Origin of the sequence: Ruminococcus sp. OA3, assembly GCF_022440845.1 — a bacterium.
GTDB lineage: Bacteria > Bacillota > Clostridia > Lachnospirales > Lachnospiraceae > Ruminococcus_G.
The window spans coordinates 3,091,111-3,103,700 of the sequence record NZ_JAKNTO010000001.1; the positions used below are offsets into that span (position 1 = coordinate 3,091,111).

Consider the following 12,590-nt stretch of genomic DNA (forward strand, 5'->3'; position numbering starts at 1 on the left):
TCATTACAATGTTAGTCTTTACAGTTTAGACCAGTGTACAGATACCGGATCTGTCAATAATTTCAGATACATCTTCCCATTTGTTCAGTGCATACAGATGGATACCGTTTACTCCACATGCGCGGTACTCATCAATCTGACGAATCGTATACTCTTTGCCCGCCTCTTTGAATGCAGCCTTCTTTTCGTCTGCAGCTGCATCAAACGGCTCTTTATCAAACGGATTCGGGAAAATCCAGTTCTTTGAAATGATCTCACACAGTTCACGCGGCATTACACAGCCGTTGCGTGAAAGTGCCATGTTGATTGTAGCCGCCATATCCAGGATCGGCATGATTCCCACATCTACCGGCATCGTGATGCCTGCCTCGCGGATCGCATCCAGCCAGTACTTGAACTGTTCCATATCCCAGCAGAGCTGCGTCATGATATAGTCTGCCCCATTATCCTGTTTTTGTTTCAGGAATGTGATATCCGCTTCCAGTGAGCGGCATGCGATATGGCCTTCAGGAGATCCCGCTACCGCAATCTCAAATTTATCCCCGAATTCTTTGCGGGCATATGCCACAAGGTCTGTTGCATAAGCAAAATCACCGCCTGTGCCTGTCCAGCCAAAAGGAAGGTCACCGCGCAGTGCCAGCATATGGTCTACTCCGTTGTCCAGGTAATTCTGGAGCTGTTCCTTAACTCCTTCACGGGTATTACCGATACATGTGAAATGAGTTACCGGAATTGTATCGTTATCAGCGTCAGCGATCAATTTGCAGACTTCCATATTCTTGCCTACATTTGTTCCACCGGCGCCATATGTACAGGAAACATATTCCGGATTGTATTTGTAAAGATGATTCAGTGTATCCGGCAGTTTCTCCATTCCTTTGTCTGTCTTTGGCGGAAATACCTCAAATGACAGTATTGTCCGTTCCTCCATAATTTCACTTAATCTCTTGCTCATGCAGCAACCTCCACTTTCTTATATTTGGTATCTCTATGTTACTTCTCCTGCAAAGCAGGGGACTTTCTCAGTTACATTCAAGCTTTACCACGCTGTTGGCCAGGTCCACCATGAGGATCTTACCTTCTACCACGCGCTCATCGCCCATGATATCCCGAATAATGATCTTGTCACCGTCCACATCAAGTCTGCTGACATTTTTACAGATCACTGTATTGTCACTTTCTTTAAAAACAGTAGCTAAACACATATTTATGCCTCCTTTAACTGCTCTTTCACAAGTGTCAGCGCCAGGCTGAGGCGCATATTTCCTTTCTGAAATTCAGAAACGCCTTCGGAAATCTGTTTTGCTGCGTCATCCATCCCCAGCTTTTTCAGATTTTCCGCCATCTGTTCCAACTCTGCAGCGTGCTGCTCATTATGCTGCAGCATATAAGTTAAAAGCGCAACTGTCTCATTTTTGCAGTCACCGCCGCAGGAAGAACATTCATGTCCGTGCTCATGGGAATGTCCGCATTCATGAGAATGCTCATGACAATGAGAATGTTCACTGCCATGGGCATGCGCTACTGAATTACCGTTTTCATCTTGTACTAAATGCATGATTTTTGCTCCTTTCCGGCATATCAAAAAACGATATGACATTTATTTGTCAATTATGTTTTATTATATCCTATAATCACTGAATATTCAATAGATATCATCCAGTTTTATCGTCCAAAATCATGTATTTTTTTTTATCCAATTCGAAAAATTGTAAAAAATGACGAAAAAGCATTATAAAGTACCAAAAGCGATTTTTATTACTTTCTTAATATCTTTTTTACGTTTATATGGTATAATAGGAACGATTGGGATGAAGAAAATACTGTAATTTACCATATTCAGTATGCTTAAAAAGGAGGTATTGATCCTTATGACTGATATATCATGCCTTGACCTGAACAGCGGAGCCAAAATGCCGCTCCTGGGGCTAGGCGTTTACAAAGCTACAGGGGAACACGAGGTGGAAGATGCCATTGCAGCCGCTCTTGACATCGGATACCGGCTGTTCGATACCGCTTCTGCCTATAAAAATGAAGATGGTGTGGGCCGTGCACTCAAAGACAGTTCCATCCCCAGGAAGAAACTGTTTGTCACCACTAAAATCTGGAATAACGCGCAGCGTATCGGAGATATTGAAGGTGCTTTTCACAGAAGTCTTGAACGTCTTCAGCTGGACTACGTAGATCTGTATCTGATCCACTGGCCGGTACCGGGCTGTTACCTTGAGACCTGGCGGCAGATGGAAAAGCTCTATGCAGCGGGTAAAGCCCGTTCCATCGGAGTCAGCAATTTTGATATTTATCAGCTGGAAGAACTGGCAAAAATTTCTGATATCGTTCCGGCTGTCAATCAGATCGAGGTGCACCCTCTCTGGAACCAGTCAGAACTCATCTCCTACTGCCAGTCCAGGGGAATTGCAGTTCAGGCATATGCGCCTTTAGCACGCGGAGCTTATCTTGATCGTCCGGAACTCGTTGAAATAGCCCTGAATCACGGAAAAAGTGTATCACAGGTCGGCCTGCGCTGGTCTGTCCAGAAAAATATTTCTGTTATTCCAAAATCCACAAAGAAAGAACGCATCGAAGCCAATGCCCAGATTTTTGATTTTTCACTGACCGATGACGAGATGAGGGCTATAGACAGTATGGACGAGAAATTTCGAAGCGCTTCGGTTCCGCCGGATCTTCTTTAATCTTTTCGGCTGGTAGTTTTATCACGTATTTTTTATCAAACAGAAGATCCCTGCGGGCAGCCTGATGTTCATGCTGCCCGCAGGGATGCTTTTATATACGGGTAATGCCGTTTTATTTCCAGAGATTCTCCCCTGCCTCATCTTTTTTCACACGCATCATAAGTTCTGAAAGTGCATCTACAGGTTTTTTGTTCTCAAACAGTACTTTATTGACTTCTGTTACGATCGGCATATCTATCTGATATTTCTCTGACAGTGTCAGCGCCGCTTTCGCGGAATATACCCCTTCAACAACCATTTTAACTTCATCCATGGCTTCCTGCATGGTGTATCCCTGTCCCATCAGATATCCCGCCTTGCGGTTTCGGCTGTGCTGGCTTGCACAGGTCACGATCAGGTCTCCGATCCCGGAAAGCCCGGTCAAAGTCTCCGCATGTGCACCCATGGCAATTCCGAGGCGTTTTATCTCTGCAATGCCGCGGGTAATCAGTGCCGCTTTTGTATTATCTCCACAGCCCAGTCCGTCAGCAATGCCCGCCGCAAGTGCGATTACATTTTTCAGGGAACCGCCCAATTCGATCCCGAGGATATCCGGGCTTGTATACACACGGAATACAGGACACATGAATAATCCCTGAATATATTCTGCCGTCTCTCTTGTCCTGGCACCAACGACACACGTGGTCGGAAGTCCTCTTCCCACTTCCTCCGCATGACTCGGACCCGAAAGCACCGCAACATTCGCCTGCGGAATCTCTTCCTCAATGATCTCACTTAGCGTCATCAGCGTATTTTCTTCAATCCCTTTCGCCACATTTACGATAATCTGTCCGTCCTTTACCATCTCCTTCATAGAATGTGCAGTGCTGCGTGTAAACGGCGAAGGCACTGCCAGCACGACAAGGTCCCTGTCTGTCAGGGTCACCTGAAGGTCATCCGTTACAATAACCTCCTCCGGGATCCTGACCCCGGGCAGTTTGCTCTCGTGTTCCCTTTTCATGCGGAGCATTTCTACTTCTTCTTTGATGACGGACCAGAGAATCACCTCATGTCCATTTTTATGCAGCAGCAGCGCCAGGGCTGTTCCCCAGCTGCCAGCTCCCACAACACTTACTTTAGCCATTCTAATTCCTCCTGCGCATTTTATTATTTAACTGTTCCGTTACTTTTTATGCTTGCTGCTTAAATATGTTTTATTCTCATTTCCATGTACAAGTCTTACGATATTGGCGCGGTGGCGGTATACTGCCATAGCTGTCAGAAATGCAGCGACCGCATACATTTCATACAGATACCCGGGCTCCATCTCAAAGTATCCGAGCTGCCCGAGAAGCACCGTTCCGCCCATAAACATAACGTACACCAGCATGGAACCAAGTGAAACATAGTGGGTAATGAAAAACGTAGTAAAAAAAACGACGATCCCGGCGATCAGAAGTCTCCAGTCAAATGATATGATAAGACCTGCCGTCGCCGCGATTCCCTTTCCCCCGCGAAATTTCAGATAGCACGGAAAATTATGTCCCAGTATCGTTCCCGCAGCTGCATAAAGCCCCAGCAAACGAATATACTCTGCATGGCTTTGCCCAAACAGCAGCCTTACAGTCACTACAGCCAGTATACACTTCAGACAGTCTCCGGCGAAGGTGATCAGTCCCGCCTTCAGGCCAAGCGTACGCAGCGCATTCGTCGTACCGGCATTGCCGCTTCCATGTTCCCGGATATCAATTCCGTGCAGCCTTCCATAAATATAAGACGTCTGAAACAACCCAAACAGATAGCCTATCGCCAGACATAATAACCGTACCATTTCCCCTACTCCTTATTCTTTCGTTCTCTGATAATAAATTTTAGTGAAGTCCCCCGGAATCCAAATGCATCCCTGATTCTGTTTTCGAGGTATCTCGTATATGAAAAATGCATGAGTTCCTTATCATTGACAAAGATCACAAATGTCGGCGGTTTCACAGAAACCTGTGTGATATAATAAAGCTTCAGCCGTTTTCCTTTATCTGAAGGAGGCTGCTGCAGTGCGACCGCTTCTGTCATGATCTCATTCAACACACCGGTCTGAACCCGGAGTGTCTGATTTTCAAGTACCATATCAATGGTTTCAAACAGTTTCGGAAGCCTCTGTCCCGTCTCGGCAGAGATAAACATCAGTTCCGCATACGGCATATAAGCCAGAACTTCTCTTACCTTGTTCGTATACTTATAAATTGTTTTATCGTCTTTTTCTATAGCATCCCACTTATTGACTGCTATGATAATGCCCTTGCCACGCTCATGTGCAATACCGGCTATTTTTGCATCCTGCTCTGTCACGCCTTCCTGCGCGTCGATCACAACGATGACAACATCCGCCCGTTCCACAGCCGTAACAGTCCGGATAATACTGTAACGTTCCAGTTCTTCCCTGATTTTATTCTTTCTCCGAAGCCCTGCCGTATCAATGAAAATATACTCTCTTTTGTTCCAGATCACGCTTGTATCGATCGCGTCCCTTGTTGTCCCCGCAACGTCTGATACGATCACACGGTTCTGTCCCAGGAGCTTGTTGACTATGGATGATTTTCCCACGTTTGGTTTTCCCACGATTGCAATATGCGGGATGTCATCCTCTTCTTCCTTCAGGCTTTCCTTGTCAAAGTACTGTGTCACAACATCCAGAAGATCTCCTATCCCCAGCTTTGATGCTGCAGAGATCGGCATCGGGTCCCCGATTCCCAGGTTATAGAACTCATAGACATCCATCATGTATTTATCAAAATTGTCCACCTTATTGACTGCCAGCACCACCGGCTTTGCACTGCGCCGCAGCATATCTGCCACTTTTGCGTCAGAATCAACAAGTCCCTGGCGTACATCTGTGATGAAGATAATCACATCCGCCGTATCAATCGCGATCTGCGCCTGTTCCCTCATCTGAGACAGAATAATATCGCTGCTCTCCGGCTCTATACCGCCGGTATCGATCAGCGTGAAATGAAAATTCAGCCAGTCCACATCTGCGTAGATCCTGTCCCTCGTAACGCCGGGCGTATCCTTCACGATAGAAATATTTTCGCCTGCCAGCGAATTAAACAGGGTTGATTTCCCCACATTCGGCCTGCCCACAATTGCTACAATCGGTTTGCTCATATATTTGTCTTCCTTTCATATCACCATCCGGCGCCTCGCCCAGCACTGCTCTCACGAACGCCTCTCCGCTTTCCTCCACAATACGCACAGGTACTCCCAGCTTTTCCCCAAGCTGCGGTACGGTCACATTATCCAGAAATACGTGTTCTCCGGCGCGCAGCATATTACACGGAATCAACAGCTCTTCTCCCAGATCTTTCCCCGCAAGCTGTGCCATCAGATCCTGCCCCGTCAAAAGTCCGGATACCGTAATCTTTTCTCCAAAAAAATCATTTCGCACAGGATATATCTGCACCTGTATTCCAGTATATTTGTCTTGTATCATTATAATATATTTTTTCAGAAATTCATACGGTAATTGTCCGGTTGCAATTGAAATTTTTCGTTTTTTTCCGCTTTTTTCCCGAACACACAGCGCCTCTTCTATTTCTTCCTTCAGAAGCCGCAGCATCCCGACACCATTCTCAAGCTGCAGATATCCGTCGTATCTCTCTGCATCCGGCAGCTCTTCCCCCGCGAGGATATACCATTCATCACTGCAGTGCACGAAATGTGTGCCATGCTCTGTCCAGAGCCTTTCCTGCCAGGCATGTACCGTTCTCAATACCTCTGCCGCATCTTCCTTTTCAAATGACTCAAGGGGATACAGCCCGTCTCTGTATTTGGTCAGCCCTACCGGCACGACAGATACACTCTCAAGAAGGGGAAGAAATCGTGTCAGATCACGAATACTCCGCTCCAGCTCATCACCATCATTCAGCCCTTTGCAGAGCACAATCTGCCCATTCATCGTGATCCCTGCATCATACAGCCGCTGAACCTTTTCAAAAATGTCGCCCGCGAAACGATTGTTCAGCATCTGACAGCGCAGACCCGGATTTGTTGTGTGAAATGAAATGTTGATCGGAGAAAGATGATACCGGATCACGCGGTCAATATCCTCTCCGGACATATTGGTAAGCGTCACGTAATTCCCCTGCAGGAATGACAGTCTGGAATCATCGTCTTTAAAATACAGTGTCTCCCTCATTCCCGGAGGCATCTGATCGATGAAACAGAACACACAGCGGTTACTGCATGAACGATACTGATCCATGAATTCATTTTCAAATATGATACCCAGGTCATCCTCATATTCTTTTTCTATTTCCAGTTCCCATTCCTCACCATCCGGCTTTCGGATCAGAAGCTCCAGACATTCTTCATTTGTCAGATAATGGTAATCAAAGACATCCTTCACCGGCTGCCCGCTGATCTCCAGAAGCTCGTCTCCCTGTTCAATCTGCAGTTCCCACGCGATACTGTCTTTTACAACCCCACTGATCATGTGACGTGTTTTTTTCATAGTTTCCTCCATACGGCACATACTGTTCCCGTCGCACTGCCGCTCTCTCATTATAGAGACCAATTGTTTATCTGTCAATCCGGCTGTGATGCCTGCCTGTGCCTTTTTTACTTTGTTTTTACATAATTCTTCAAATTCCTTGACGGTGATACACAGCAGGTGATATAAATATAAAGTACACGTACGTACCGAAAAATGTTTACATAGATAGATGGAGGTAACTCATGGTAAACTTAGATTTACTGAAAAAATCCATTCCGGTCGCGCCGCTGAAAATCGCTGCCCTTCCAGGCTGTGAGCGTTTATCCGAAACCGTTGATAAACATCTGGCAGAATACCGCCAGATTCTCGCAAAAGAAAAATCAGGACTTCCTTTCGCCGGTTATATTGAAGATTCCTTTTTAATCGAATGCGAATGTCCCCGTTTCGGAACCGGAGAGGCGAAAGGCCGCATTAAGGACTCTGTCCGCGGAACCGATTTATTCATCATGTGCGATGTTCTGAACTACAGCATGACATATACGGTCTGCGGATATGAAAATCATATGTCACCGGACGACCATTTCCAGAACCTGAAACGTATCATTTCCGCCGCAACAGGAAAGGCACACCGCATCAACGTCATCATGCCGTTCCTGTATGAGAGCCGTCAGCACAAGCGCTCCCAGCGTGAGTCCCTGGACTGCGCACTGGCCCTGAAAGAGCTCTCCGATATGGGTGTATCCAATATCATAACGTTTGATGCACACGATCCCAGAGTCCAGAACGCGATCCCGTTAAAGGGTTTCGACAACTATATGCCAACGTACCAGTTCCTTCAGGCACTCGTCAGTTCCGTGCCCGACCTGCTGCTTGATAACGAACATCTGATGATCATCAGTCCCGACGAAGGTGCCATGAGCAGGGCTGTATATTTTTCAAATGTACTCGGCGTTGATATGGGCATGTTCTATAAACGACGTGATTATTCAACGGTGGTAAATGGCAAAAATCCTATCGTCGCCCATGAGTTTCTCGGCGATTCCATCGAAGGGAAAGATGTTATTATTATCGATGATATGATCTCTTCCGGTGAGAGTATGCTCGACGTTGCCAAACAGGTAAAGCAAAGAAAAGCAAACCGTGTCTTTATCTGCACCACCTTCGGACTGTTCACGGAAGGCCTGGGGAAATTTGATGAATACCACAGACAGGGCTGGATCGAAAAAGTGATCACTACCGATCTGACTTACCGTCCGCCGGAACTGCTCTCCCGTTCTTATTACGAGGAAGCACGCATGGGTAAATATCTGGCGAGTATCATTGATATTCTGAACCACGATGTGTCTGTCGAAAAAGTGCGGTCCACTACTTCCAAGATCACGCAGCTGCTTGAAAGCCATCAGTCAGCAAAATAATAATATCCGGGGACACTTCAGAAATCTGAAGTGTCCCCGGAATTTTAAATTTGCGGGACATTAATGGCTGATTCCCAGAAAAGCAGCCAGATTGCCGCGTTTTCCATTCGATGCACGGTGCGAAAACAATATTTCGGGATTACAGCAGGTACACAGATTCGGCCCGACAATATGATCTTTCATCACCCCGGCCTGCATAAAATTGTAGCTGCATGCTTTCCACAGATCCAGCTGATACTTTCCGTTCTTTTTATCCACAATCATATCACGGTAGTTGGCTGCAGGATACGCGTTCTTAAACATGGCCGCGACATCTTCACTAATCTCATAACAGTCCTGACAGATTGACGGCCCGATAGCCGCAATAACGTCTTTGGGGTTTGTCCCGTAAGCATGTTTCATAGCCTTAAGCGTCGCTTTTGCAATATTGGACACCGTCCCCTTCCATCCGGAATGTGACAGCCCCACTGCCTGATTCACAGGGTCTACAAGATAGAGCGGCACACAGTCCGCATAAAACGTTGCCAGCATGATTCCCGGCACATTCGTGACAAGTCCGTCCACATCTGCATAATCTCTGTCTCTTATGACCCCTTTTCCCCGATCCTGCTCCGTAACAATCCGGACATTTGCTGTATGCGTCTGGTCAGAGCAGACAATGTCTTCCACATGAAATCCGACAGCCTCTGCGATTCTCCGGAAATTCTCTCTTACATTGCCTTCCCGGTCCCCCCGCGTAAAACTCAGGTTCATAGAGCTGAGCACACCCTCACTGACCCCTCCGAACCGCGTCGTAAACGCATGTTTTACAAACGGGATGGAAGAGAGCATCGGCCATGTCAGATAGCAAAGCTCTCCCTTATGATTGACTGCCATTTTTTCTTCTTCTGAATGATGCCACTTTATTTTCAGCACTTTTTTCACCTCTGATATTCAAATGCATTCTCATATATTCTGACTTCTTCTCCCAGGATGGCTACCACATCAAACCGGCACGGTGTCTCCGGGCGCAGCCGCCGTTCAGACATATACCATGCGGCAGCCTTCGATATTCTCCGCTGTTTCTGTAATCCCACTGCTTCTTCCGGATAGCCACTGTGTGCCGTTGTCCGGTACTTAACCTCAGCAAAGATCAGAATGCCATCCTTCCATGCAACCAGGTCGATCTCCCCCGTCCTGCAGCGGTAATTTTTTTCCAGAATCTTATAACCCCGCAGTTTCAGTTCCTCTGCAGCTTTCTCTTCATACCAGCTGCCCAGCATCCGTCTGTTCATATTCCCTCCGTCCGTTCCCCCGGCTTCGGTTATATAAAGATCATATAAAATTCTTAATGAATGATTTTCTGTGAATCGGCGTGGGTCCGAGTTCTTTCAGTGCCTTAATATGTACAGCGGATCCATAGCCTTTATTAGATGCAAAATCATATCCGGGCAGTACCTCGTCATACTCCGTCATCAGCCTGTCTCTTGTAACTTTGGCAACAATACTCGCCGCCGCTATGGATATACTCCTGGCATCTCCTTTTATGATGGGGACCTGCTGCAATTCTATCCCGGGTATCGTCACCGCATCGTTCAGCAATATCCCGGGAACAACAGATAATTTACCTATCGCTCCCCGCATCGCCTCATAGGTAGCCTGCAGGATATTGATCTCGTCAATCCGAGCCGGCGAATCATATCCAATTCCGACAGCCACCGCCTCTCGCATGATCACTTCATAGAGTTCCTCACGTTTTGCCGCTGTCAGCTGCTTGGAATCATTGATATACAGTATCTGGCAATCCCGGGGCAGTATGACCGCAGCCGCTACCACCGGGCCGGCCAGCGGACCTCTGCCGACCTCATCAATCCCGCACACATGACCATGTTGTTCATATTTACGCTCGTATACTTTCATCTGCTCAGTTCTTGCAAGCTCTTTATTATACTTTTCCTGCTGTCTGCGGATACGTGTCAGAAGTGCCTGTACACCCGCACGCTTATCCTGTCCATATTTTTGAAGAAGCGGCTCCCGCTCTTCGGGCGCCGCCGCTTCCAGTTCTCTTTTTATCTCACTGATCGTCTTCATCTTTCGCTCCATCGGGATACTCCAGCGTAATTCGTCCTATTTTTCCATTGCGGAATTCTTCCAGTACAATTCTGGCTGCCTTCTCATAATCAAGCTCCTGTCCCTTCAACAGACACTGGCGCTTAACTGCGATCTGTTCCAGCATCTTCACGGAATCCTCTGTCTCCTCAATATCGTAACGTTTTGACAGAATACTTTCGTAATGTTTGTGCAGGCTTTTCAAAAGTTCCAGTGCAAGTTCTTCCACATTGACAACTTCATCCTTAATCGAGCCTATCATCGCAAGCTTAACACCGACACTCTGATCTTCGAATTTAGGCCAGAGAATTCCGGGTGTATCCAGAAGCTCCACGCTCTTATTCAGGCGTATCCACTGTTTCCCCTTGGTAACTCCAGGCTTGTTTCCGGTTTTCGTGCAGGCTTTGCCCGCAAAAGAGTTAATAAATGTGGATTTCCCCACATTTGGGATTCCCACCACCATCGCCCGGATCGGACGATTTTTTATCCCTCTTCTTCTGTCCCGTTCAATCTTTTCCCTGCAGGCGTCCTGAATCACTCCATTGATGGACTTGAGACCGCCGCCGCTTCTGGAGTTCACTTTTACGGCATAGTAACCTTTCTCTTTAAAATACGCAGACCACTTTTCATTATAACGTTCATCCGCCAGATCCGACTTGTTTAAAAGTATCAGACGCGCTTTATTTTTCCCAAGTTCATCAATGTCCGGATTTCGGCTCGAAAGCGGAATTCGTGCATCTACAAGCTCTATGATCAGGTCGATCAGTTTAATATCTTCCTGCATCATACGTTTTGCTTTCGTCATATGCCCCGGATACCACTGTAAATTCATATCGTTACCTCAGTTCTATACAAAACCCAGCTTGCTCATCGGTGATATCACAAACCAGAGTTCTCCAATAATATTTTCTCGTTTTACATTACCCATATCTGCAAACCGGCTGTCCACACTGCTGTTTCTGTTATCCCCAAGAACAAAGTACTCATCACTGGCAAGTTTGATCCCTTCTTCTGCCAGTCCCGGATTCGTTATCGCAGGAAGATTTCTCTGTTCTACATACGTTTCGCCGTTGATCAGAATCGTCCCGTCCTTAATCTGTATCGTATCTCCCGGAACACCGATCACCCGCTTAATATGGGTACTCGCCTTTACGTCACCGCTCGTTCGAAAGGCAATCACGTCTCCTCTTTTTGGCGTACTCACCCTGTAAACCGCCTTATTTACAAGAAACTTGTCCCCCGCCGAAAATGTCGGGTCCATGGAGCCTTCCTGCATCGCAACCGTCTGGCAAAACATCATGGACAGCAACGCCGCCAGACCGATCGTAAGCACAATCTCAAGAATCCAGACAAGAACTCTTTTTAATTTCGTCTGCGCAAAATAATCTCTTACGTACCTTAAATTGACTTCCATTAAATCTTTTCCTCTTGTATGCGGAAACAGGGACAAACTACAACTGTAATTGTCCCTGTCTTACTTCCATTATTTTACTAACTCTTTAACCTTTGCAGCTTTACCGATACGTCCTCTTAAGTAGTACAGTTTTGCACGTCTTACTTTACCGCGTCTTACGACTTCGATCTTTTCTACGTTCGGTGAATGCAGAGGCCATGTTTTTTCTACGCCGATTCCGTTAGAATTCTTTCTTACAGTGAAAGTCTCACGGCTGCTTCCGCCCTGACGTTTCAGTACAACACCTTCGAAAATCTGAATCCTTTCACGGTTTCCCTCTTTGATCTTACCATGTACTCTCACGGTGTCACCTACGTGGAATTCCGGAACTTCAGCTTTCATCTGTGCTGCTTCAATGTTCTTGATAATTTCGTTCATGATATTTCTTCTCCTTTGATTCTCTGGATGTTCTTAATACTTTCTGTAACAGAGGACCATCTCGTTTTCTCACAACGAATTAGATTATACTATAT

15 protein-coding genes are annotated in these 12,590 nt (G+C 46.5%); 2 read left to right on the plus strand and 13 right to left on the minus strand.

The annotated features are described in order from the left end of the window. Positions 1-25: 25 nt before the first annotated feature. From MCG98_RS13930 to MCG98_RS13940, 3 genes are all read right to left on the minus strand, one after another. Positions 26-955, minus strand: coding sequence for a methylenetetrahydrofolate reductase (locus MCG98_RS13930; RefSeq protein WP_240302543.1), 930 nt, complete (start codon positions 953-955; stop codon positions 26-28). 67 nt (positions 956-1,022) lie between these two features. After that, complete coding sequence (locus tag MCG98_RS13935; RefSeq protein ID WP_028528949.1) at positions 1,023-1,205, minus strand: CooT family nickel-binding protein; 183 nt, start codon at positions 1,203-1,205, stop codon at positions 1,023-1,025. Between the two features lie 2 nt (positions 1,206-1,207). Next, the gene (locus MCG98_RS13940) at positions 1,208-1,558 is read right to left on the minus strand and encodes a cobalt transporter (protein WP_028528948.1); all 351 of its coding nucleotides are present in this window, start codon (positions 1,556-1,558) and stop codon (positions 1,208-1,210) included. Positions 1,559-1,871: 313 nt separating this feature from the next. On the opposite strand from MCG98_RS13940, the gene MCG98_RS13945 reads away from it, so the two are divergent. Continuing rightward, positions 1,872-2,693 carry an aldo/keto reductase gene (locus tag MCG98_RS13945; protein ID WP_240302544.1) on the plus strand — a complete coding sequence of 274 codons (822 nt, stop codon included), beginning with the start codon at positions 1,872-1,874 and terminating at the stop codon, positions 2,691-2,693. A gap of 112 nt (positions 2,694-2,805) precedes the next feature. On the opposite strand, the gene MCG98_RS13950 is transcribed toward MCG98_RS13945, so the two are convergent. The 4 genes from MCG98_RS13950 to MCG98_RS13965 are packed head-to-tail and all read right to left on the minus strand — an operon-like array spanning position 2,806 to position 7,179. Beyond that, entirely contained in the window at positions 2,806-3,816 is a 1,011-nt protein-coding gene (locus MCG98_RS13950; protein WP_240302545.1) for an NAD(P)H-dependent glycerol-3-phosphate dehydrogenase, read from the minus strand. 39 nt (positions 3,817-3,855) lie between these two features. After that, positions 3,856-4,503, minus strand: coding sequence for a glycerol-3-phosphate 1-O-acyltransferase PlsY (gene plsY / locus MCG98_RS13955; RefSeq protein ID WP_240302546.1), 648 nt, complete (start codon positions 4,501-4,503; stop codon positions 3,856-3,858). Positions 4,504-4,508: 5 nt separating this feature from the next. Continuing rightward, on the minus strand, positions 4,509-5,834 hold the full coding sequence (gene der, locus MCG98_RS13960) for a ribosome biogenesis GTPase Der (RefSeq protein ID WP_240302547.1): 1,326 nt from the start codon (positions 5,832-5,834) through the stop codon (positions 4,509-4,511). Continuing rightward, positions 5,773-7,179 (minus strand): DUF512 domain-containing protein, encoded by a 1,407-nt coding sequence (locus MCG98_RS13965; protein WP_240302548.1) that lies wholly within the window; start codon positions 7,177-7,179, stop codon positions 5,773-5,775. Before MCG98_RS13965 ends, der begins: the two co-directional genes overlap by 62 nt. 224 nt (positions 7,180-7,403) lie before the next feature. Here MCG98_RS13965 and MCG98_RS13970 point away from each other — a divergent pair, with 224 nt between their 5' ends. Beyond that, the gene (locus MCG98_RS13970; protein ID WP_240302549.1) at positions 7,404-8,576 is read left to right on the plus strand and encodes a ribose-phosphate pyrophosphokinase; all 1,173 of its coding nucleotides are present in this window, start codon (positions 7,404-7,406) and stop codon (positions 8,574-8,576) included. A 60-nt stretch (positions 8,577-8,636) separates the two neighbouring features. On the opposite strand, the gene pgeF is transcribed toward MCG98_RS13970, so the two are convergent. The 6 genes from pgeF to rplS all read right to left on the minus strand — a co-directional run bounded on the left by pgeF (position 8,637) and on the right by rplS (position 12,495). Further along, the gene (gene pgeF / locus MCG98_RS13975; protein ID WP_345891666.1) at positions 8,637-9,491 is read right to left on the minus strand and encodes a peptidoglycan editing factor PgeF; all 855 of its coding nucleotides are present in this window, start codon (positions 9,489-9,491) and stop codon (positions 8,637-8,639) included. 5 nt (positions 9,492-9,496) lie between these two features. Further along, on the minus strand, positions 9,497-9,850 hold the full coding sequence (locus tag MCG98_RS13980; protein WP_240302550.1) for a YraN family protein: 354 nt from the start codon (positions 9,848-9,850) through the stop codon (positions 9,497-9,499). Positions 9,851-9,890: 40 nt separating this feature from the next. Further along, entirely contained in the window at positions 9,891-10,658 is a 768-nt protein-coding gene (locus tag MCG98_RS13985) for a ribonuclease HII (protein ID WP_345891667.1), read from the minus strand. After that, positions 10,630-11,496 carry a ribosome biogenesis GTPase YlqF gene (ylqF, locus tag MCG98_RS13990; protein ID WP_240302551.1) on the minus strand — a complete coding sequence of 289 codons (867 nt, stop codon included), beginning with the start codon at positions 11,494-11,496 and terminating at the stop codon, positions 10,630-10,632. Before ylqF ends, MCG98_RS13985 begins: the two co-directional genes overlap by 29 nt. Positions 11,497-11,511: 15 nt before the next feature. Continuing rightward, a complete protein-coding gene (gene lepB / locus MCG98_RS13995; RefSeq protein ID WP_240302552.1) occupies positions 11,512-12,078 on the minus strand; it encodes a signal peptidase I in 567 nt (188 codons plus the stop codon). Positions 12,079-12,147: 69 nt separating this feature from the next. Next, complete coding sequence (gene rplS, locus MCG98_RS14000; RefSeq protein WP_240302553.1) at positions 12,148-12,495, minus strand: 50S ribosomal protein L19; 348 nt, start codon at positions 12,493-12,495, stop codon at positions 12,148-12,150. Positions 12,496-12,590: the final 95 nt, after the last annotated feature.

Excerpts from the sequence above, each read along its gene's own strand:
- MCG98_RS13930 (WP_240302543.1), bottom strand. The coding sequence starts at position 955 with ATGAGCAAGAGATTAAGTGAAATTATGGAGGAACGGACAATACTGTCA.
- MCG98_RS13935 (WP_028528949.1), bottom strand. The coding sequence starts at position 1,205 with ATGTGTTTAGCTACTGTTTTTAAAGAAAGTGACAATACAGTGATCTGT.
- MCG98_RS13940 (WP_028528948.1), bottom strand. The coding sequence starts at position 1,558 with ATGCATTTAGTACAAGATGAAAACGGTAATTCAGTAGCGCATGCCCAT.
- MCG98_RS13945 (WP_240302544.1), top strand. The coding sequence starts at position 1,872 with ATGACTGATATATCATGCCTTGACCTGAACAGCGGAGCCAAAATGCCG.
- MCG98_RS13950 (WP_240302545.1), bottom strand. The coding sequence starts at position 3,816 with ATGGCTAAAGTAAGTGTTGTGGGAGCTGGCAGCTGGGGAACAGCCCTG.
- plsY (WP_240302546.1), bottom strand. The coding sequence starts at position 4,503 with ATGGTACGGTTATTATGTCTGGCGATAGGCTATCTGTTTGGGTTGTTT.
- der (WP_240302547.1), bottom strand. The coding sequence starts at position 5,834 with ATGAGCAAACCGATTGTAGCAATTGTGGGCAGGCCGAATGTGGGGAAA.
- MCG98_RS13965 (WP_240302548.1), bottom strand. The coding sequence starts at position 7,179 with ATGAAAAAAACACGTCACATGATCAGTGGGGTTGTAAAAGACAGTATC.
- MCG98_RS13970 (WP_240302549.1), top strand. The coding sequence starts at position 7,404 with ATGGTAAACTTAGATTTACTGAAAAAATCCATTCCGGTCGCGCCGCTG.
- MCG98_RS13980 (WP_240302550.1), bottom strand. The coding sequence starts at position 9,850 with ATGAACAGACGGATGCTGGGCAGCTGGTATGAAGAGAAAGCTGCAGAG.
- MCG98_RS13985 (WP_345891667.1), bottom strand. The coding sequence starts at position 10,658 with ATGGAGCGAAAGATGAAGACGATCAGTGAGATAAAAAGAGAACTGGAA.
- ylqF (WP_240302551.1), bottom strand. The coding sequence starts at position 11,496 with ATGAATTTACAGTGGTATCCGGGGCATATGACGAAAGCAAAACGTATG.
- lepB (WP_240302552.1), bottom strand. The coding sequence starts at position 12,078 with ATGGAAGTCAATTTAAGGTACGTAAGAGATTATTTTGCGCAGACGAAA.
- rplS (WP_240302553.1), bottom strand. The coding sequence starts at position 12,495 with ATGAACGAAATTATCAAGAACATTGAAGCAGCACAGATGAAAGCTGAA.